Origin of the sequence: Mycoplasmopsis pulmonis, from assembly GCF_900660575.1 — a bacterium.
Classification (GTDB): Bacteria; Bacillota_I; Bacilli_A; order Mycoplasmatales; family Metamycoplasmataceae; genus Mycoplasmopsis_B; species Mycoplasmopsis_B pulmonis.
This window is the reverse complement of the sequence record NZ_LR215008.1, coordinates 814,659-836,792: the sequence shown is the minus strand read 5'-3', so window position 1 is coordinate 836,792 and position 22,134 is coordinate 814,659. Positions and strand designations below refer to the sequence as shown.

Annotated in this window: 19 protein-coding genes; 16 read left to right on the top strand and 3 right to left on the bottom strand. The window is 25.9% G+C overall.

All coding sequences use genetic code 4. The features are described 5' to 3' along the window. Nucleotides 1-4 precede the first annotated feature (4 nt). Together EXC36_RS03520 and rpmB are read left to right on the top strand one after the other, a co-directional pair. Nucleotides 5-2,209 (top strand): ATP-dependent helicase, encoded by a 2,205-nt coding sequence (locus EXC36_RS03520; protein WP_010925499.1) that lies wholly within the window; start codon nt 5-7, stop codon nt 2,207-2,209. A 665-nt stretch (nt 2,210-2,874) separates the two neighbouring features. Further along, on the top strand, nt 2,875-3,066 hold the full coding sequence (gene rpmB / locus EXC36_RS03515) for a 50S ribosomal protein L28 (RefSeq protein WP_010925497.1): 192 nt from the start codon (nt 2,875-2,877) through the stop codon (nt 3,064-3,066). A 32-nt stretch (nt 3,067-3,098) separates the two neighbouring features. Here rpmB and EXC36_RS03510 read toward each other — a convergent pair whose 3' ends face one another. Beyond that, nucleotides 3,099-3,917 (bottom strand): alpha/beta hydrolase family protein, encoded by an 819-nt coding sequence (locus tag EXC36_RS03510; RefSeq protein WP_010925496.1) that lies wholly within the window; start codon nt 3,915-3,917, stop codon nt 3,099-3,101. Between the two features lie 501 nt (nt 3,918-4,418). On the opposite strand from EXC36_RS03510, the gene EXC36_RS03505 reads away from it, so the two are divergent. The 5 genes from EXC36_RS03505 (at nt 4,419) to EXC36_RS03485 (ending at nt 12,883) form a co-directional block, all read left to right on the top strand. Continuing rightward, the gene (locus EXC36_RS03505; protein WP_129690449.1) at nt 4,419-5,603 is read left to right on the top strand and encodes an MnuA family membrane nuclease; all 1,185 of its coding nucleotides are present in this window, start codon (nt 4,419-4,421) and stop codon (nt 5,601-5,603) included. A gap of 52 nt (nt 5,604-5,655) precedes the next feature. Beyond that, complete coding sequence (locus EXC36_RS03500) at nt 5,656-9,033, top strand: MnuA family membrane nuclease (RefSeq protein ID WP_129690447.1); 3,378 nt, start codon at nt 5,656-5,658, stop codon at nt 9,031-9,033. Between the two features lie 64 nt (nt 9,034-9,097). Beyond that, entirely contained in the window at nt 9,098-10,063 is a 966-nt protein-coding gene (locus tag EXC36_RS03495; RefSeq protein ID WP_041364220.1) for a DHH family phosphoesterase, read from the top strand. A 59-nt stretch (nt 10,064-10,122) separates the two neighbouring features. Then, the gene (locus EXC36_RS03490; protein ID WP_129690445.1) at nt 10,123-11,166 is read left to right on the top strand and encodes a hypothetical protein; all 1,044 of its coding nucleotides are present in this window, start codon (nt 10,123-10,125) and stop codon (nt 11,164-11,166) included. 103 nt (nt 11,167-11,269) lie between these two features. Continuing rightward, a complete protein-coding gene (locus EXC36_RS03485) occupies nt 11,270-12,883 on the top strand; it encodes an ABC-F family ATP-binding cassette domain-containing protein (protein WP_129690443.1) in 1,614 nt (537 codons plus the stop codon). A gap of 102 nt (nt 12,884-12,985) precedes the next feature. Here EXC36_RS03485 and def read toward each other — a convergent pair whose 3' ends face one another. Then, entirely contained in the window at nt 12,986-13,582 is a 597-nt protein-coding gene (def, locus tag EXC36_RS03480) for a peptide deformylase (RefSeq protein WP_010925490.1), read from the bottom strand. 58 nt (nt 13,583-13,640) lie between these two features. On the opposite strand from def, the gene rsmD reads away from it, so the two are divergent. Genes rsmD through EXC36_RS03440 form a run of 8 tightly spaced genes read left to right on the top strand, consistent with a single transcriptional unit; the run spans nt 13,641 to nt 19,840 of the window. Continuing rightward, complete coding sequence (rsmD, locus tag EXC36_RS03475; RefSeq protein WP_129690441.1) at nt 13,641-14,189, top strand: 16S rRNA (guanine(966)-N(2))-methyltransferase RsmD; 549 nt, start codon at nt 13,641-13,643, stop codon at nt 14,187-14,189. Nucleotides 14,190-14,240: 51 nt separating this feature from the next. Next, nucleotides 14,241-14,828: a guanylate kinase gene (gene gmk, locus EXC36_RS03470; protein WP_408634251.1), complete on the top strand. Its 588-nt coding sequence runs from the start codon at nt 14,241-14,243 to the stop codon at nt 14,826-14,828. Between the two features lie 11 nt (nt 14,829-14,839). Beyond that, a complete protein-coding gene (locus tag EXC36_RS03465) occupies nt 14,840-15,577 on the top strand; it encodes a PP2C family protein-serine/threonine phosphatase (RefSeq protein ID WP_129690439.1) in 738 nt (245 codons plus the stop codon). Nucleotides 15,578-15,598: 21 nt separating this feature from the next. After that, complete coding sequence (locus EXC36_RS03460) at nt 15,599-16,561, top strand: serine/threonine-protein kinase (protein ID WP_129690437.1); 963 nt, start codon at nt 15,599-15,601, stop codon at nt 16,559-16,561. Nucleotides 16,562-16,564: 3 nt separating this feature from the next. Next, the gene (gene rsgA, locus EXC36_RS03455) at nt 16,565-17,383 is read left to right on the top strand and encodes a ribosome small subunit-dependent GTPase A (RefSeq protein ID WP_129690435.1); all 819 of its coding nucleotides are present in this window, start codon (nt 16,565-16,567) and stop codon (nt 17,381-17,383) included. Next, the gene (locus tag EXC36_RS03450) at nt 17,383-18,030 is read left to right on the top strand and encodes a ribulose-phosphate 3-epimerase (RefSeq protein WP_129690433.1); all 648 of its coding nucleotides are present in this window, start codon (nt 17,383-17,385) and stop codon (nt 18,028-18,030) included. The genes rsgA and EXC36_RS03450 overlap by 1 nt, the downstream gene beginning before the upstream one ends. Nucleotides 18,031-18,062: 32 nt before the next feature. Then, nucleotides 18,063-19,469: a glutamate--tRNA ligase gene (gene gltX, locus EXC36_RS03445; RefSeq protein ID WP_010925483.1), complete on the top strand. Its 1,407-nt coding sequence runs from the start codon at nt 18,063-18,065 to the stop codon at nt 19,467-19,469. After that, nucleotides 19,460-19,840 (top strand): hypothetical protein, encoded by a 381-nt coding sequence (locus EXC36_RS03440; protein ID WP_010925482.1) that lies wholly within the window; start codon nt 19,460-19,462, stop codon nt 19,838-19,840. The genes gltX and EXC36_RS03440 overlap by 10 nt, the downstream gene beginning before the upstream one ends. 345 nt (nt 19,841-20,185) lie before the next feature. On the opposite strand, the gene EXC36_RS04010 is transcribed toward EXC36_RS03440, so the two are convergent. Further along, nucleotides 20,186-20,365 carry a hypothetical protein gene (locus tag EXC36_RS04010; protein WP_041364212.1) on the bottom strand — a complete coding sequence of 60 codons (180 nt, stop codon included), beginning with the start codon at nt 20,363-20,365 and terminating at the stop codon, nt 20,186-20,188. 801 nt (nt 20,366-21,166) lie between these two features. Here EXC36_RS04010 and EXC36_RS03430 point away from each other — a divergent pair. Continuing rightward, nucleotides 21,167-22,117, top strand: coding sequence for a restriction endonuclease subunit S (locus tag EXC36_RS03430; RefSeq protein ID WP_223212147.1), 951 nt, complete (start codon nt 21,167-21,169; stop codon nt 22,115-22,117). Nucleotides 22,118-22,134 lie beyond the last annotated feature (17 nt).

Sequence of the window (22,134 nt, the reverse complement as noted above, 5' to 3'; positions counted from 1 at the left end):
AATTATGTTATCCAATTTAAATCAAAGACAAAAAGAAGCTGTAGTTTATACTAAAGGACCACTAAGAATTATAGCCGGAGCTGGAAGTGGAAAAACAAGAGTAATAACGAGCAAAATTGCTTATTTAATAGAACATGAAAAGATAGCCCCATGAAAAATTTTGGGGCTAACTTTTACTAATAAAGCAGCTAGAGAAATGAAAGAAAGAGCACTAAAGATGATTGGACCAAAAGCAAGCCATGTTGAGCTAAGTACTTTCCATTCATTGTGTAATGTAATTTTGAAACAAGACATTGATAAAATTGGTTATCCAAAAAACTTTGAAATAGTTGATGAATCTGATAAAAAACAAATTTTAAAAGGCATTTATTTAGAACTTGCTATAACCACAAAAGATGTTTCTATTTGAGATGCATTTGACTATATTGCGAAAATGAAAAAAAACAAATATTTTTCTTCTATTGAAGAAGAACTTGACAATGAAAATGAAGAAGATTTAGCGCTATTAAAAAATATTTATAAAGGCTATGTTTCATATTTAAAAAAACAATCACTTTTAGACTTTGATGATCTTATAATTCTAACTTATGAACTTTTTTCAAGCTCTGATTTAACAAGGCAAAAATGAGCAAGTAAATATGACTATGTTTTAGTTGATGAGTTTCAAGATACTTCATTTATTCAATATGAAATTGTTAAAGTTTTAGCTTCAAATAAAAACATTACAATAGTTGGTGATCCTGATCAAAACATTTATAGTTGAAGAGGATCAGATTTTAGAATAATGCTTAATTTTGACAAGGATTTTGAAAATACAAAAACCATCAATTTTGAGCAAAATTATCGTTCAACTCCAAACATTTTAGAAATAGCAAATAAATTAATTAAAAACAACAAAAATAGAATGGAAAAAAACCTTTTTAGCACCTCTGCTAGAGGAGCTGATCCTTTGTTTTTGACAAAATACAATAACAAACTAGAAGCCAAGTGAATTGTTGAAAAAATAATTGAATTATCCCAACAAACAAAATATAGCCAAATAGCAATTTTTACAAGAACAGCTAAATACTCTCGCGATTTAGAAGAGGAGCTATTTCAAAATTCTATTCCTTATGTAATATATGGTGGAACAAGATTTTTTGAACGAGAAATAGTCAAAGATCTTCTTGCATATTTGAGGTTAATTAATAACTCTTCTGAAGTTTCTTTTATAAGAGTAATTAACACACCAAGAAGAAGCATAGGTCCTAAGACACTTGAAAAAATAATTACACTAGCATCTGAAAAAGGTTATGAAAAAAGTTTTGAATTTTTAGAAAATCTTTACATAAACAAAAACTTGCAAAGTTTTTTTTCTTTAAAAGATTTAGAAAAATTTATCCAAGCTATTTTAGAAGCTAGAGAATCTTTAAAAAACGATCAAAAAATAGCTTATGTTCTCGAAAAACTTGTAGAGAAAATTGATTATAAAAGCTTTTGTATTTTTGATAGAAATAAAAGAAAAGATCAAGTTGATTTTGACATAGATCAACTATATGAATCTATTGCTTTTTGAGAAGAGGAAAATCCTGAATTGCTTCTTGATGATTATTTAAATGAAATTTCACTTTTAACTTCAGGAGATCAAAATGAAAATAGTGATCAAGTATCAATAATGACAGCTCATAGTGCTAAAGGACTTGAGTTTGATTATGTTTTTATAACAGGTCTTGCAGAAAAGCATTTTCCACATTTTTTGTCGCTAAAAAGTAATGACTATGATGATGAAATCGAAGAAGAAAGAAGACTTTGTTATGTAGCTGTAACAAGGGCAAAAAAACAACTCTTTTTAACAGCTCCTTTGACTTTATATTGAGCAAGAGATAGAGAAAAAGAAGAGCTTGAAATATCTAGATTTATTGAGGAAATGGGACTGGCATCTTCTCAAAATTATGAAAAAAGATTTTCACATAAAAGCTTAAATGACACAGATAGCTATTATCAAAATAGTGATTATGTTTCATTTGACTGAAAAGAAAAATTTGTTGAACAAAATTATGCTAAAGATAACCAAGAAATTAAAGTTGGTGATCTTATAAAACATGACCACTTTGGAGTAGGTAAAGTTGTTAAAGAAGAAGATGAAATAATCCATGTAAAAATGAATGATCATAAAGGAATTAAAACTTTTATAAAAAATCATAAATCTATTTCAAAGCTAATTAACTAAAAGGTAAAAGAAAACACCACATCTTTATAAAAAATGTGGCGTTTATGAAAAATAAGTAATTTAAATTTACATGTTTTTATGATCTTAAAAAACATAAATTTTTTATTTGAATTATTTGTAAAAAAAACTATAAAAGCAAGAAAAATGAACAACAAAAATAAAAAGAGCTATATTAAATTTAGAATGGTAATTAGTTAATATACACAAAGGTTACTGATAGAGTTATTTCAATTGACTTTGTATCATTCAAAAGTAAAAAATAAATAAAATAAAGAGATTTTGGGAGATTAAAATATAGAAATTAAAATTTTTTGATGTGTTAAAAGTATATAAATAAAATAAAAGAAAGGTTACACATGATAAATTCAAAAATAAATTTTATGTTTTTTTAAGATTTTAAAATGTCTCATAATTTTAATTTTGTGAAGATAATGGCTATTTAAATTAATTATATCTTCACACTTTAATTATAAATCTTATAACCAACATTTTTAAGATTTTCTTAAAAATCTTATAAAAATTTACGTTTTATCATTTAATACTAGTAAAAAAAGCTAAAATTTATTAGCTCATTTTTATAAAAGTGGTAAAATGTTTAAATAAATGCTTAGCATTGATGTTCAGACTATTATAATACATTAATTGAACTTATAGAAAGGTGTTACATGTCAAGAAGAGATGATTTAACTGGTAAGGGACCTATGTTTGGGAACAATAGATCTCATGCTCTTAATGCAACAAGAAGACGTTTTAATCTAAATCTTCAAAAAGTTTCAGTTGTAGTTAATGGCAGAAAAGTAAATTTAAAAGTTTCTGCAAAAACTGCAAAAACTTTAAGAAGAAAAAATTTAATTTAATTTTTTATCTTATACATTGAAAAAATCCAAGACTATCTTGGATTTTTCTTTGCATCTTTAAGAATTGATAAAGGAAAAATTCTCCTTTTGAATTTAATTTCCTTATTTAGCAATTTAATTATTTTCAAATAATCTAATTTAAAAGGATTATGACCATGGCCAATTTTATAAAGCTTTTGATCCATAAGGGTGTCTACATAATCGCTAAAGTGTTTATCTGAAATTATGAGATCTCTTTCACCTACAATGTAGAAACTAATATCAGCGTTGTCTCTAAATTGTCTATCTAATTTTTTTATATAATCACTATCAAAAATATTGTCTCTAAAAATTAGTGAATAATTTTCATAAGCTTTTCTAAAAAAACCTAAATCAATTTCATCAACTATATTAATTGATGGAGTAAGTTTAGTTAAAAAATTTGACATTTTAGATTTTAGAAAAGCACTTAAAAGTCTATAAGAAGGATAATGAATAATTCCAGGATGAAAAGGAGCTAAAAAAAAGTATCTTTCAACATCAACTTTTTCAGCAAAATCAAGCACAACTGGTGCACCTAAGGAATGAGCTAAAATATAATTTTTTTTGGTTTTTAATTTTTTATAAATTTGGTAGACAAAATTACTTAATAACTTTAGTGTTATGTCATCATCATAATCTTGATATTTGGACTTTGGCATGTTGATTATAACGACATTAAAATTGATCTTAATTTCATTGGTATTAAAATTTAAAAAGTAATCACTATTTGCCATCATCCCATGGACAACAAATAAAGTTGACTTAGCTTTTTTATCTATAACGTATATATTAGCTTCTGTATCATCATCTAATCTTACTGATTTTCACATATCATTAAATTATATGTTTTTTTAAAATAAAAACTAATATTAAATTTTAGGCTTAGTTTTAAACTAAAAAAACAATTTTTTTTATTTTTTTATTTAGTTAAAATTCAAAATTCAAGTCATAATTAAGCATTGAAAAATTCTTATTTAAAAACCAAATTTTTTTCATTTATTTTTAATTAATTTAATTTATAATTTTGCAACAATGGATAAAAATCTAATTCATAGAAAAAAATTATTAACTAAATGCATTTATTCATGATCATGTGATCCAATTGTTTTTTATGGCGCTTTTGTAAAAAAGAAATCATATTTTTTTAAGATAACTAATTTTCTGAACCTTTATTGTGCAAATAAAGGTTTTTTTGTCCTTTTTTTGATTAATAAAAATTATTCTAAAAACTCTAGAATAAAAAAATTTTTATGAAACTTAAATTACTTGCTTTTATAAGTTTAATTTTTTAATATTTTTTTTAAAATAAAGATAAAAAGAAAGGACAAAATATGAAATGAAGAAAAATTATTTTCCTCGGCATTCCTTTAGTTTTGATTCTAGGAGGACTAGCTTATGTGGTTTATAAATATCAAATAGAAAACAAAAATAAAAAAGATGAATCAAATCAAAAAAATGATAATCAATCTAGTCAAAATGAAAATCCCATAAATGGTGATAATACAAACAAAAACAATAGTGATTCAAATCCAAATCTTTTGCTTAATAAAATTAGGTTAGGTCATTGAAATGTACTTAATCAATCAGGAAATACACCTACTAAAAATTTAGCAATTTCTAAAGTGATTTTACACAATAAATTAGACCTTGTTGGTTTAACAGAAATGACTAATGAAAATGGTGTTAAAACAATTATAAATGAACTAAATAAAAGCTCAAGTGATAAGTGGAATTACATAGTTAGTCAAAAAAAACGTGGAACAACTGGTTCTAGTGGACAAGCAGAACATGTCGGAATAATTTATAAGGAAAATAAATTAACTCTTGAACCTTTTGATGATCAAGAAAAATCAAAAGGAAAATTCTATGAAAATAAGCTATGAGATGATCCTTTTAAAAAAGGCCAAAAAATAGATTATGTAAGGCCACCTTTTGGAGCAAAGTTTTCAACAAAAGGAAATGTCAAAAATGACTTTAGTGTAGTTTTTGTTCATAGCGACTCTCCGGGTGTTAGTATAACTAAAGCAAATAAAGAAGAAAATGCTTCAGGCTATGCAGGACAAGGTCACAAAGAAGTAGCAGAAGCGCTTAGAACAAAAGAAGTAATGGAATACTTTGATTCAATAGATGGTGTAAATAATGAACTCTTTTTTATGGGTGACACCAACATCAAAGTAGGTAATGAGGCAAAAGCATTTAAACCTTTATTGCAAAGTGGTTATAAAAGTTTAATTAAAGATGTAAAAGAAAATTCAACAAGCTTAGCACAAAGATGAGGAGAATATGCAAATACATATGACAAGATTTTTTATAAAGGAGATTTAAAAGTTGAAAACTCTAAATTCTATGATTTATGAAAAGTCTTTGACGACAAAATTTTAAACAAAGAAGAATTTAAAAAGGCAATTGACAAAAACAGTAAAAATAATTCAGAAATTTATTATGTAAGATCAGCAATAAGTGATCACACATTAATTTGAACTGACTTAATATTAAATGGCAATGATGCAACTTAATTAAAAATATTAAAAATTTATTTAAATACAAAACTAAAAAAGGACAAAAAACATGAAATTAAGAAAAAATTTATTAACACTTATTAGCACACTAATTCTAGCTCCTGTTAGCATTGTTTCTTGTTCTTTAGGCATAAATTCAAAAGCAAATCAAGCATCAGAAGAAGCTAATAAAAATGAACAAATTAACAAACCATCAAAAAAAGTTGATTCAAATTCAAAAGATGAAGGTTTACAAAAACAACAAACACAACAAGAAGACAATAACAGCACTAACAAAATTGATTCTGCTAAAGAAAATATAAAAGCTAATGAAAAAAATGATTCTAATCAAACGCAAGATAACCAAGATGATTCTAAAAAAATAAATGATAAAAATCAAAGTCAATCAAATCAACAATTAAATAATGAAAATGATAATTCAGTCAATAACAACAAAGAAAATTCATCAAGTAAAAATGATGAAAATTTAACCCTTACTAAGGTAAGACTTGGACATTGAAACGTACTTAATCAATCAGGAAATATACCTACTAAAAATTTAGCAATTTCCAAAGTGATTTTACACAATAAATTAGACCTTGTTGGTTTAACGGAAATAACTAATGAAAATGGTGTTAAAACAATTATAAATGAGCTAAATAAAAGCTCAAGTGATAAATGGAATTATATAGTTAGTTTAAAAAAACGTGGAACAACTGGTTCTAGTGGACAAGAAGAACATGTTGGGATAATTTATAAGGAAAATAAATTAACTCTTGAATCCTTTGATGACAAAGAAAAATCAAAAGGAAAATTCTATGAAAATAAGCTATGAGATGATCCATTTAAAAAAGGTCAAAAAATAGATTTTGTAAGACCACCTTTTGGAGTCAAATTTTCAACAAAAGGAAATATTAAAAATGATTTTACAGTAGTGTTCATGCATAGTGATGCCCCTGGTGTTAAAGAAGAAAGAGGGGAAATTTCTGCAAAGGGATATTCAGGACAAGGTCACAAAGAAGTAGCAGAAGCACTTAGAACAAAAGAAGTAATGGAATACTTTGATTCAATAGATGGTGTAAATAATGAACTCTTTTTTATGGGTGACACCAACATCAAATTAGGTAATGAAGCAAAAGCATTTGAACCTTTATTACAAAGTGGTTATAAAAGTTTAATTAAAGATGTAAAAGAAAATGCAACAAGCTTAGCACAAAGATGAGGAGAATATGCAAATCCTTATGACAAAATTTTCTATAAAGGTGATTTAAAAGTTGAAAATTCAGGATTTTATGATTTATGAAAAGTTTTTGATGACAATCTTCTAAATAAAGAAGAATTTAAAACAAAAGTTGAAGAATATAGAAGTTCAAAAAAAGCAAAAGACAAATATAAAGGTGAATATTCTTATGTATTACACGCAATAAGTGATCATACAATTGTTTATACTGATTTAATACTGCTCCAAAAAGATGATCAAAATAAAAATAGCGAAAATAAAGATGAAAATTCTAATGATTCTAAACAAAATTTAGATAAACCTAAAACAAATAATGAGCAAAATCAAAACACTCAAGATGATTCTAAAAAAATAAGTGATGCAAGTCAAAATAATTCAAATACAACTAATGAAAAAGATCAAAAATTAGACTCTCAAGATGAGTCAAAAAACAATGCTATTAAATCACAACAAAATGATCAAAAAGATAGTAATTTATCTAGTTCAAAAAATGATACTCAACCTTCAAAAGAATCCTCTCCACAAATAAACCCAAATCTTGAAAATAATCAAGAAATTTCACATTCAAATAATGGTGAAAATGATGATTCCAAAGAACAAAACACTTCTAATTCTAGACAGACAAAAAATGATCTAAGAAGTGAACAAAAACAAAATTTAACTACAAAAAATCCAAGTTCAAATTCAAGTAATGTTGAGACAAAAAATGAAACACAAAATAATGAAAATTCATCTACAAAAAAAGATGAAATAGACACTAGCGCAAAAACTCAAGATAGCACTAATTCTAATTTGAAAAATGAAGAAAAAACTAACCAAGTAGAAACTAAAACAAATACTGAATCAAACAATTCAAATTCAACTAATAAACAAGAAGAAAATAGCAGCACTAAAAAAGAAGAAATCTCTAAATCTGAAAGTAATGTTAATAATTCAAATTCAACTAATAAACAAGAAGAAAATATTGATAATAAAAAAGAAGAAATCTCTAAATCTGAAAGCAATGTTAATAATTCAAATTCAACTAATACTCAAAACCAAGAAACACCAGAAACAAATGAATCTCAAAATAACGTAATTATAGGTAAAAACCCAAACAACCAAAGTCTTAATCAAAATGCCATAGATGTTAGTGCTAAAAAAGTTAAAATTGGTTATTGAAACATTAATGAAAGCGTAGGTAAATCAAGTGCTAGTAAAGCCTTCGCTGTTGCAAAAGTAATTGATCATAATAAATTAGATTTAGTTGGAATAGGTGGACTTGTTCATGAAGAAACACTTACAAAAATTGTAGAGGAGATGAATAAGTTATCTAAAGACTCAAGTGATAAATGAGTTCAAGTTATATCAGAGAAAAAACAAGGAGAAGGTTTTCCTGTAAATTTAGCAAGATATATTGGAGTAATTTACAAAGAAAATAAATTTAATATTGAATCTTTTAAAAATCAAAATACAAACAAAGGTCACTTATATGAAAACCAACCATGAAATAGTAGTTTTAATACAAGTGAAAAAGTAAGTTATGTTCGTCCTCCTTTTGGTATTAAGTTTTCAACAAAAGGTGATGTTAAAAATGACTTTACTGTAGTTTTTGCTCAAAATGATTTTGCACATAAATCTAATTCAAAAGATACTAAAGAAACTAGTCTAACAAATTACAAATATCAGGGAAGTCAAGAGGTTTCAGAGGCCCTTAGAACAAAAGAAGTAATGGAATATTTCGATAATTTAGATGAAGCTAACAATGAACTATTTTTCATGGGCTACACAGGAATTCTTACTGGAAATGAAGCTAGTGCATTCAAACCACTTTTGGATTTAAATTACAAAAGTCTAATTGAAGACAAAGCTGAAAATTCAAATAGTTTAAAGAAAAGCAATACTAATGAATATAGTGGAACACTAAACAAAATTTTTTATAAAGGTGATTTAAAAACTCAAAATACAGGCTTTTATGATTTATGAAAAGTTTTTGAAAATAACACACCTTTAAACAAAGAAGAATTTCATCAACAAGTTGATAATGAAGCAAAACAAACTAAAACAACAACTTCTAAAAAACCTTCTAAAAGAAAACCTAAAGCACCAAAAACTCAAAGCACTCAAGGAAGAAAATATAAAGATGAATATAGTTACATTTATGAAGTAATAAGTAGACATACCTTAATTTGAACTGATCTAGTTTTAGATCCTAATGACTCAAACTAATTTTAAAATTTAAATTAGATTATTTCTAAAACAAAAAAAGCTTTGTTAGTGTAAAATGAAAATCATGAAAATTGGAAATCATGTAGAAGCATGAAATACCATAAAAGAATATGATGAAATTGTTATTTTTCACCATATTAGACCAGATGGAGATTGTCTTGGATCACAATTTGGTCTTGCTAATTTAATAAAACTTAATTTAGAAAATAAAAAAGTTTATGTTGTAGGTGATTCAAAAAATAGTTTTGATTTTTTGAATCTTCAACATGATGATATTAGCAATGTGGATTTTCAAAATGCTTTAGCAATAATTGTAGATGCAAACTTTAAAGAAAGAATAGAATTTGCTCATCTTCTTGAGCAAATTCCTTTTAAAAAAATACTAAGAATTGATCATCATCCAAATGATGATGATCTAGGACAAAATACTATAAGATGAGTTGATTCATCTTATATAGCTAGTGCTGAACAAATTGCTTTTTTAGCAATGGAAGAAAAGTTGAAATTAGATCAAAATACTTCTTCATATATTTATCTAGGAATCTTGACAGACAGTGGAAGATTTAAATTTTCTAATACATCTGCAAGAACTCATAAGTGTGTTTCTTATTTATTTCAAAATGGACTTGATCATAACTTTGTAAGCTCAAATTTAGATAAGAAAAAACTAGATGATTTAAAGTTTAATTCTTACATAATTAAAAATGCTCAAACAGATAAAAATGTTATTTATTACACTTTAAATTTACAAGAAATAAAAGAGTTAAACAAAAGCCCTTTGGAAGTTGCTCGTCCTAATATTTTGGCTAACATCATTGGTTATCCAGTATGAATTTCTTTTACAGAAGAAGAGGATGAAAAAATTAGAATTGAATTTCGCTCTTCTGGAGTTGATGTTTCAAAAGTTGCTAAAATTTTTAATGGCGGAGGTCATGTTCAAGCTAGTGGAGCTATATTAAAAGGAACCATTGAAAATCAAAGGCAAAACATACTAAAAGTTATTGAAGAGTGTAATAAACTTTTTGATTAAATATACTTAGATTTATAGGCATTTAAAAGCTAAGTTTTTTAGTATAATTCTATACTATTATGGACAAGAGATTTAACACAAAAACTGACTATGAATTAATAGCAAAAGAGCTTGTTACAAAAGAGTTTGCAAACATCTTAAATGAAGATAAAAAGTTTGATAAAAAAGTAAACAAAAACATTCTAAAAAAAGCTTGATTTTGAATGGGTTACATTTTATCTTTTTTGTCAATCATAGCTTTTTTGTTAACACATGGAATTTTGCATAAAAGAAATTGAAGTTTTGAGTATTTCTTAAAAAATCCAATTTGATTAAGTCTTGTAGTTGCTTTTAGTTTTATCTTTTTAATTGCAAATATAATTTTATTTATTAACTTTAAAAAAGCTTCAAGATTTAAAAATTACACACTTATAAATGATGCTTTTTGTAAATCAATTTTTAATAATCTAGATGGCTTTAGATATTTAAAAATGAACAAACATGATGATTTAGATTTTAAATCACTTTTTAACAAAAAAATTCCTGAAAGTGCAATTCTTAGAACAAAATCACCAACAATAACTTTGATATATAAAAAAAATTATTTAATAAAAATTCAAAATGTTATTTTTAGTTGAAAAATGGAAGTAGACTCAAAAGTAGTAAATCATTTTCACATTGAAGTAATTGCTCAAATACAAATCTTAAATTTACCTTCTAGTTCAACTAAATATAAATCTAACTATAGCTTTTATAAACCTAAAAATAAAATCACTCATTTGCAAAACACAAACATCCATACATCACTTCTTAAAGTTTTACCAATATATTCAAATCTGTTTTTATTATTTCCAAGAATCATGCACCTTTCTGAGCTTAAAGAGCTTTATAACTTATCACTTCAAGTTAATCCAAAAACATATACAATTTGGAAATTCAATGATCAAATAAATATTTCATATTCATCACAAAATTTGGATTTTCTAAATTTAAATAACCACAAACATTTTCAAAATAGAAGCACAGGTCCATATATAGATCAACTTTTAAAAAGTGCTCATTATTTTGCACATGTAGTTAGACTTGCAATCATGCCTTTGGAAATAATATCTGGTGAAAAATAAATAAAAAAAACAAAAGATTTCATTTATATATTTATAATGAAAACGTTTTTTATTTTTTGTAATAAAATTTGCTCAAAATATTTGAATATGAAAGTAGGAAAAAATGTTAGAAGTACAAGGACTTTCGAAAATTTTTAGTGATAAAAAATTATTTGAAAATGTTAATTTAAAATTTACTGAAGGAAATGTTTATGGAATTATCGGTGCCAATGGAGCTGGTAAATCAACTTTTTTGAAAATACTTGCAGGAACTATTGAACAAACAAGTGGAACAATTCTAAAAGAAAAAAATAAAAGGATTTCAACTCTAGGACAAAACCATAATGAATTTGATGATGAAATTGTCACCGATGTAGTTATTATGGGAAATGATGTTCTTTATGAAATTAAAAACAAAAAAGATGCTATTTACAACAACCCAGATGCAACTGAAAAAGACTATACTCTAGCAAGTGAGTTAGAAGAAAAATATGGTGAAATGGGTGGATGAAATGCTGAAAATGATGCTCAAGTTTTACTTTCATCTTTAACAATTGATAAAGACAAATGATATTTAAAAATGAAAGAGCTTAAAGCAAATGAAAAAGTTAAAGTTCTTTTAGCAAAAGCACTTTTTGGTAATCCCGACATTTTAATTATGGATGAGCCTACTAACCACTTAGATTTAAAGTCAATTAAATGACTTGAAAACTTTTTAGCTAACTATCCAAATGTTGTTATAGTAGTTTCCCATGATAGTGATTTTCTTGATGAAGTATGTAGCCATATTGTTGATATTGACTTTGGTGAGGCAAAAATTTTTACAGGTAATTATTCTTTTTGAAAAGAATCATCTGAGTTAGCTCTTGAACTAAGAAAACAGTCTAATTTGAAAAAAGAAGAACAAATTCAAAAACTTCAATCTTTCATAGCTCGTTTTAGTTCCAATTTATCTAAATCATCTCAAGCTACAAGTAGAAAAAAAGCTCTAGAAAAAATAACTCTAGATGAGATTAAACCTTCAAGTAGAAAATATCCTTTTATTAAATGAGAAATAAATCGTGTTCCTGGAAAACAAATTCTAAATGTAGAAAATCTTTCGTATGTAAATAAAAAAGGTGAAGTGCTTTTTGAAAATGTTTCTTTTAGTTTAAAACTTGGTGAAAAATTAGTCATTATAGGAAATGATGATTTAGCTAAAACAAAGCTAATTGAAGTTATTTTAGGTATTGAAAAACCTTCAAGTGGAAAAGTTGAATGAGGACAAACTATTAAAACAAGTTATTTTCCATTAAACAATGATAATTACTTTAATAATGACCTTTCAATTCTTGATTGAATTTCTCAATTTCCTCTTACTAACGAGCTTGAGGCAAACAAGGATAATTCAGATCATAGAATGAGAAGTTTTTTAGGAAGAATGCTCTTTAGTGGAGAGACTGTTTTTAAAAGAGTTAATGTTACAAGTGGAGGAGAAAAAGCTAGATTGATGTTTTCAAAGATGATGTTGGAAGAATCAAATTTCATCATTTTAGACCAGCCTCTTGATCACCTTGATACTGAATCAATTGATTCAGTAATTAAAGGACTTAAAGAATACAAATCAAGTTGTATTTTTACAACATATAACAGAGCTTTAATTAAAAAAGTTGCCAATGTTATTTTAGAGTTAAAAGAAAATGAATCTTACATTTTTCGCGGCAATTTAGATGAATATGAAAAAGCTATGGGATATTAGTTATCAACAATTAAAAAAATAAGTGCACAAAATTATTTGAGCACTTTTTTTTATAAAAAAAAGATTTGTTTAAATTAACAAAACTTAGTGATTTATTAAAACTTATAAAACTTTGATTCCACTTTTATCTCAAAGTCTTTTTGGGTCAATTCTATCGATAAAAAGCATTCCATTTAAATGATCCAATTCATGTTGAAAAACAATTGCTACATATCCTTTTACATGCCAGATCATTTCTTTTTTTTGAAAGTAAGAATAACCCTTAACTTTTATTTCCATGTGTCTTCTTACAAGGCCTTCTTGGTTAGGTCAAGACTCATCAACACTTAGACATCCTTCACCTTGAGAAATGGCCACCATTTCATCGCTTTTTCAAATCACTTCAGGGTTAAAAATTACATCTCTAAAAAGATATTTATCCTCTGGTTTTACTTCTTGAGATGAATCTCTTTGAGTAAGTCTTGAATCATTAGGAACACAAACATAAAAAACATTTTTTAAAATTCCATATTGAACAGCAGCTACTCCTACTCCAGGACGAAATTTAGTATTTGGACCTTGAGAATCATCGATGTGATAAATCATTTTTTCTGCTAATTCAATATTAGTTTTATTTAGTGGAATATTAACATTTTTAGACTTTTGTCTCAAAACTTTTTTGGGCAGTTGCACAATTTCTACTTTAAACATAGTTAACATTTTATTACAAAGATTTTTTATTTTTCTTTTTTTATTTTATTAATGCTAACATTTTAAAATGTTAAGAATTATAGCTGGCAAATATCGTCATAGACTAATTAAAATTCCCTCATCAAAAACTACTCGTCCAACAATTGATAGAATGAGAGAAGCTAATTTTTCTTCAATTCACTTTGAAATTGAAAACAAAATTTTTCTTGATCTTTTTGCAGGTTCAGGAGCCAATCCTATTGAAGCTGTTTCTAGAGGAGCGCTTAAATCAATTGCTGTTGAAAAAGATCATGAAGCTTTTAAAATTTTAAAACAAAATGTTCAATTACTTGGAATTGAAAACATGGATTTATACAACATGGATGCTCTTGATTTTTTAGAGAGAAAAAAAGGTATTGAAGTTGATTTTATTTATTTAGATCCACCTTTTAAAGATGTTGCTTTATTAAATGAATGTTTAGAAAAAATTGCAAAGCATAAGATGCTTGAAAAAAATGGAAAAATCATCATTGAAACCCTTGTAGAAGCTAATATAAAAATCCCTAAAAACTTTGTGATTGTTAAGTCTAAAAAATACAATCAAAAAGTTTGTCACTTTGTTTATCATAATAACTAAACAATTTATAACTAAGTTAAGTTTATATAATATATAATAACAATATTTATGATTAATATACACAAACGAAATATCGTTTTGTTAGTAGGACCAAGTGGCGTTGGTAAGGGTACAATTGAAAAAATCCTTTTTGAAAGTAAAACATTGAAATTATCACTTTCTCGCTCTGCTACTACTAGAAAAAAAAGAGAAGGTGAAATCAATGGAATTCACTATTTTTTTATTAGCAAAGAAGAATTTGAATCAAAAATTGAAAACGACGAGTTTATGGAATGGAACGAACACTTCGATAATTACTACGGAACATTGCTTTCTGAAATTTTACTAATTTTTTCGCAAGGTAGAATTCCAGTTTTAGAAGTTGAAACTTACGGAGCAAAAAAAATATTACAAAAGTATAAAGATAAAAAAGATTTTAATTGAATAACTATTTTTGTAGATCCTCCTTCATTTGAAGAGCTGGAAAACAGAATTATTAAGCGAGGCACTGATACAAAAGAAAAAATAGCCATCAGAATGGCAAAGGCAAAAGAAGAGTTAAAAGATAGAGATCTTTTTGAATTCAAAATTACAAATCACACGCCTGAACAAGCTGCAGAAGAAATTGAAAAAATAATACTTAAAAAAACGATGGGTTAAAAAGGGTTAATATGGATATATTTAAGTTAACAGATACTGGAACTGTAAGAGAAGAAAATCAAGATAGAGCAGCTTTTTTTCAAAATGAAAAAACAGCTTTTTTAATTCTTTGTGATGGTATGGGAGGTCACTTTGGTGGATCTCTTGCCTCTTCAATTACAGTTAAAGAATTTGAAAAACTTTTTTCAGAAGGCATACCAAGTAATCGAAAAACTCTTTATGAATGGTTTGAATTTGGACTAAAAAGAGCTAGAGAAAAAATGAAATTTGAAGCAGGTGATGATGTTGCTAAAAATGACATGGGAACAACAGTTACAGCGGCTTTAGTTTTTAAACAAGACAAGCAAATTTATATCTTTAATGTTGGTGATTCAAGAACTTATGTTTATAATGGCCTTTTACACCAAGTAACCATTGACCACAACTTGATGAATCACTATATTAGAAATTCAAATCTTGATCCAACTCAAGCCGCTTCTATGCCAGGAGCTTCTGCACTAACTAGTGCTTTGGGACCAAAGAAAAAGACAAGCCTAGAAGTCTTTGAAATCAATGAAGATAGCAAAGTTGAATATTTAATTTTAACTTCAGATGGAATTCATGATTTTTTACCTAGAAACACTATTGAAAGAATAGTTAGAAAAGAAAATGTCTCTCTTGAATGAAAAACAAAAGAGCTAATTAAAGAAGCCTTAATTGGAAGATCAACCGATAACCTAACTGTTATCATTATGGATCTTAAAAACTAGAAAATATTAGAGGAGCTTTGTATGACTACAGAACTATTGGATAACTACAAAATTATCACCAAAATTGGTGAAGGTGGAATGGCTAGAGTTTATCTTGCTCAAGATCCACAAGGAAACCAAGTTGCTATTAAAAAATTAATTTTAAATGACAAAGAACCAGCTAGAAAACTTAGATTTGAACATGAAATTAATCTTTATAAAAAAATTAACTCAGAATATGTTGCTAAATTTTTAGATGGAAAATTTAATCCTGAACCCTACATTGTAATGGAATATATTGATGGTCCTATTTTAAAAGACTTTATCAAAAAACATGGTGGAAGGCTAAGTTATAACTTAGCTGCTAAATTAGCAATTCAGTTATGCACTGGTTTTGGTGAACTTCATGCTAATGCAATTACTCATAGGGATATTAAATCTTCTAATATCATTGTTACTAAAAACAACAAAGTCAAAATTATTGACTTTGGTATTGCCATAACCCCTGATAGCCAAAGATATACAAGCGATGGAAAATTAATTGGTTCAGTTCATTATATGGCCCCTGAAATTCTAACAAAAGAGCCAGCAAGCGAAAAAAGTGATATTTATTCTCTTGGAATTTTGCTTTTTGAAATGTTAGCTGGAAGTGTTCCTTTTAATGGTTCAAATATGGCCCAAACTCTTTCTATGCAAAAAACTGAAAGTCTTCCTGATTTAAGAAGATATAATCCAGAAATTCCTATTGCACTAATTAACATTGTTGCAAAAGCTACAGCTAAAAATCCAGCTCAAAGATATGCCTCAATGTATGAAATGAGAAGAGCTCTTCAAACTTATTTAAATCCAGATCATAATTTTGATTTAAAATTAGATCCAAATAAACCAAGTAGAAAAAGCATTTCAATGTTTTTACAAAGCAAATGATTTTGACCTGTCTTTGCTCTTGCAGTAGCTGTTTTTATAGCTGTTGTAGTGATATTAATACTTGTTGTTACAAAATAAAATATGATTGGAAGAGTTTATCAAGTCATTTCAGGTTTTTATGATATTAAATGCGAAGATAAATTTTATCGTGTAAGGGCAATTGGAAATCTTCGCAATTTAAAACTAAATCCCGTAGTAGGGGATTTAGTTGTTTTTGATGAGTCTTTAACTAAAATTGAGCCTCGAAAAAACATTTTAATTCGTCCTAAAGTTGCCAACATTGATCAAGCAATAATTGTTATCTCGCTTGATCAACCTAAATTTTCATCTTTTCTTTTAGATAAATTTCTATCAATTATTGAATTTCAAAAAATTAAAGTAGTAATTATTTTTACCAAAGCTGATTTAAATACAAAAGAAGATATAGGTTATTATCTTAAAACTTATCAGTCATATTTGACTAGTTTAGATGATGAAAATTCTTACAAAAAACTCAATGATATTTTTGAAAAAAAAATCTCAGTTTTAGTTGGCCAAAGCGGTGTTGGTAAAACAACCATTTTAAATAAAGTTAGCTCAAATAACTTTTTTACTCAAAATATTTCAAAAGCTCTCGGAAGAGGAAAACACTCAACAAGAGTTGTCAAGATGATTGATTTTAATAACGGACAAATCATTGACACTCCTGGCTTTTCATCAATTGAAATTCAAATGTCACAAAAAGATTTATCAAAGAGCTTTGAAAGCTTTGATAAATACTCTCAAAGATGTAAATATCGCCATTGTTTACACCAAAATGAAAGACTTGAAGATTGCAACATTAAACAATTAGTTCAATCCCAAGAAATTCCACTTTTTAGATACAATAATTATTTAAAATTATTAGATGAGGTTAAATAATGAAATACATAGCTCCTTCACTTTTAAATTTAAAAAAAGATCAAAGATTAAACATTGCAAATGAGCTTCTTGAAAATGGTATTAAATGAATTCACTATGATGTTATGGATGGCAAATTTGTTCCCAATCATGCCATTGAAATTGAAGAGATTATTCATATAAAAACAAATGCCAAAAAACATATAGCAGATGCTCATTTAATGGTTGAAAATCCACTTTATTATTTTGAAAAACTTTGAGACAAAGTTGAGTATCTAACTTTTCATTTTGAAGCTCTTAAAGATGAAAATGAAATTTGAAAAATAATTCAAAAATATAAATCAAAAGTTAAGATAGGAATATCACTTAAACCTGAGACAAAAATTGAAAAATTAGATCCATTTTTAAAAGATATCGACTTAGTTTTAATAATGTCAGTTGAACCTGGAAAAGGTGGTCAAAAATTCATTGACTCTTCACTTGAAAAAATTGCCTATATCAAAGAAAAAATAAACAAACAAAATTTAAACTTAGTCATTCAAGTTGATGGTGGAATTAACAACATCACTGCAAAGCAAGCTTTTAAAAGTGGAGCAGATGTTTTAGTAGCTGGGACATATTTAGTTTTTGAGCCAACAAAAGAAAAAATTGCTAGCCTTTTAGACTAGCTAAAAATTAATAAAAGGTTAAAATTGAAAATATGAAAAAACTAAGAACAAGATATGCTCCTAGTCCTACTGGATATTTGCACATTGGAGGAGCTAGAACAGCTTTATTTAACTATTTATTAGCAAAGCACTATAATGGTGATTTTATCATTCGTATAGAAGACACTGATGTCAAAAGAAACATCGCTGATGGTGAGGCTTCTCAAATTGAAAATTTAAAATGATTAAATATAGAAGCTAATGAATCACCATTAAAACCAAATGAAAAATATGGTCCTTATAGACAAAGTCAAAAGCTAGAAAAGTATTTAAAAATAGCTCATGAACTAATTGAAAAAGGCTATGCTTATAAAGCCTATGACAATAGTGAAGAACTTGAAGAGCAAAAAAAACACTCTGAAAAATTAGGAGTAGCTTCTTTTAGATATCAAAGAGATTTTTTAAAAATCTCTGAAGAAGAAAAACAAAAAAGAGACGCTAGCGGAGCCTATTCTATTAGAGTAATTTGCCCCAAAAATACCACTTACCAATGAGATGATTTAGTAAGGGGAAACATAGCAGTAAATTCTAATGATATAGGTGATTGAATAATCATAAAAAGTGATGATTATCCAACTTATAATTTTGCAGTTGTAATTGATGACATCGACATGGAAATAAGCCACATCTTGCGAGGAGAAGAACACATTACAAACACTCCTAAACAAATGATGATCTATGATTATTTAAATGCTCCAAAACCTTTGTTTGGTCACCTTACAATTATTACAAATATGGAAGGAAAAAAACTTTCAAAAAGAGATTTATCTTTAAAACAATTTATTCATGAATATAAAGAAGAAGGATATAACTCACAAGCTATTTTTAACTTCTTAACTTTGCTTGGATGAACTGATGAAAAAGCTCGAGAATTAATGGATCATGATGAAATTATTAAATCATTTTTATATACTAGATTATCAAAATCTCCTTCTAAATTTGACATAACTAAAATGCAATGATTTTCTAAACAATATTGGAAAAACACACCTAATGAAGAGTTAATAAAAATTTTAAATTTAAATGACTATGATAATGATTGAATTAACTTATTTTTAGATTTATATAAAGAGAATATTTATTCATTAAATCAATTAAAAAATTACTTAAAAATTTATAAACAAGCAAATTTAAATCAAGAAAAAGATCTTGATTTAAATGATGCAGAAAAAAATGTAGTAAAATCATTTTCGTCGTATATTGATTATTCAAATTTTAGTGTTAATCAAATTCAAGAGGCGATTAATAAAACTCAAGAAAAATTATCAATAAAAGGTAAAAATTTATTCTTGCCAATTAGAAAGGCAACTACCTTCCAAGAACATGGTCCAGAACTTGCTAAAGCTATTTATTTATTTGGAAGTGAAATTATTGAAAAGAGAATGAAAAAATGAAAATAGAATTTAACTCAGAATTTACTCAAGAAGGTCAAGAAAAAAATATTAATTTTGTCTCTCCGGTTGAAATAAGTGAATATGAAGGTGCAACTGTTTATGAATTTAGTGAACCTTCAAAAGAGCATCTTTCTAGAATAGAAATAAATAGTAATTCCAATGAAGTTTTAATAATAACCGATTCTATGACAATGATATTAAAATTAAATGAAGAAGTTGAAAATGCAATAGCACTAGGTCAAGGCAAATTTTTCTTAAAATCACTTTTAAACAAATTAGAACACAATGATAGTGAAAGTTTTTTTGCTTATGTTTTAAAAGATACATCAGGCAATGAATTGGCTTGTTTTAAAATAACTTTAAAAATTTTTGAATAATTTAAAAAGCTAATTTATGCTTTAAAAATATAATTAAAAAACAGCAAAATAGTTGCTTAATTAAGCAACTTTTTAATTTACTTTTTATAAAAATTTTACTTTTTAATCATTTCCAATTTTAATTTATCTTTTTGATAAAACATCAAAAAACAATTCCTTGCTTTATTTTTAGTCATTAGCAAAAAAAGTTGCTACACTAAAATTAAATTCATCTTTTTTGTCTTGATCTTGCTGATTAATTGGAGTATTTTTCTATTTTGGAAAATAAATCTCCAAATACTAAATTTATTCTTGTAGATTTTATGTTACTTCTTTAATTTTTGAGCATAAATTTTTGCTATATTTTTAAATTTTCTTAGTTGTCTTTAATAATTTTATTTTTGTATGCATCATTACTTTTACAATAAGATTAAAAATTATCTTAGATGTGCAAAATTTTTCAGCTTCTAAATTTGCAATAATACTAAATTTTGATAATAAATATTGATATGTACTATCAAGGCTATCTATATTGTCTATTAACAAATCAAAACCTTCTATTCTTTAAGAATTGATTAAATATTTTTTTCTTTTTTTCAAATATTAAAGAATCAGATATGTATAAATTATTTGGCTTTTTTAATGATCTTTTTTAGAATTGAATCTAATCTATTTATTTCTTTAGCATTGATTACTTATTCAATTAAAAAAATAATAGAACAAATAACTTTTGGCTTTTGGATAATATAGATTAAAATTACCTTTGTTTTTAATTGAATATCTTTTTCATGAGAGTAAAATTGAAGTAATTTTTGTAATGTATTTGCAAGTTTTATAGTGGATTTCATAGTTTGAATATTTGCTTATATTTCTTTTTATTTTTGATGAAAAACAAATAGTTTTACTAAAAAAATTTATATTTTAGTTATTCTTTCTTTGATTTAATTTTGTATTATTGAGATTTAATTAATAAAACAACTACCAGTATTGAATATAGATTTGCAAGATTATTTAAATTAAAATATCAAAGTAATTTTAAATTCTTGAAAAAATTTAAAATATAGTTTTGATCCTAATTTAATTAAATAAAAATTTAGTTACAAAAATAGACATAGACTTTAAACAGAAAAAGTGCTGTCTATTTTTTTGCAATTAGGTTGTTTTAAGCATAAAAATTTAATTATGTAAATTTGATTAGATGTTTATAATATAAAGTGTTTAAGCTCTTATAACTTTATTTGAAAATACTAAATATTTTTTTATTAAAAATCATCAAGACTAGTGTTAAATTTTTGTAACTTTTGCTTATAAGATCTTTATTTTTTTATTATTAAGAAAGGTTCATTAATGGAAATTTATAAACTTGGTCAGATATTAAATTTAGAAAAGGGCAAATCAAAATATAATGCAAAATATGTTTCTCAAAATATCGGAATTTATAATTTGTACTCTTCAAAAACAAAAGATCAAGGTATATTTGGAAAAATCAATTCATATGACTTTAATGGTGAATATATTTTAATTACCACTCATGGTGCATATGCAGGAACAGTTAAATATGTAAATGAAAAGTTTTCCACAACAAGTAATTGTTTTATTCTAAAAGTTAATGAAAATATTGTTAAGACAAAATTTTTAAGTTATTTATTATTGTTACAAGAAAAAACATTCAATGATATGGCTATAGGTTCTGCATATGGTTATTTAAAAAACTATAACATAAATGATTTTGAAGTTAATTTACCTAACTTAAAAATTCAAAGTGCAATAATTAAGATTATTGAACCTTTAGAAAAACAAATAAATGCATTTGATGAATTGATTTTCAGTGAGCAAAAAAGTCTCCAACATTATTTAAATTATTTTTTAAATAAACTTGCATCAATTAATCCTTCAATTTTCAAAAATTATAAACTTGGAGAGATAGCAAAAATATTAAGTGGTAAAACTCCTTCCACTGCAAAAAAGGAACTATGAAAAAAGGAAATACCTTTTTTTGGTCCGGGAGATCTTGATAATATGGTTCCAAAAAGATTTATTACTTTTAATGAAAAAATGATAAAAAGATCTGGCACCATTTTATTTTCTTCTACAGCAACAATTGGGAAAGTGGGTATTTTAGACAATTTATCTTGATTTAACCAACAAATAACTTCAATAGAGGCAAATAATAACTATGTTATGGATAAGTTTTTATTTTTTCTTCTTAAAAAAATAAGTTCAAAAATAAAATTTGAAAATTCAAGCGGAACAATATTTCCTATAATTAAAAAAAATATTTTGAAAATTTTACACTAGAAATTCCTAATCTAAAA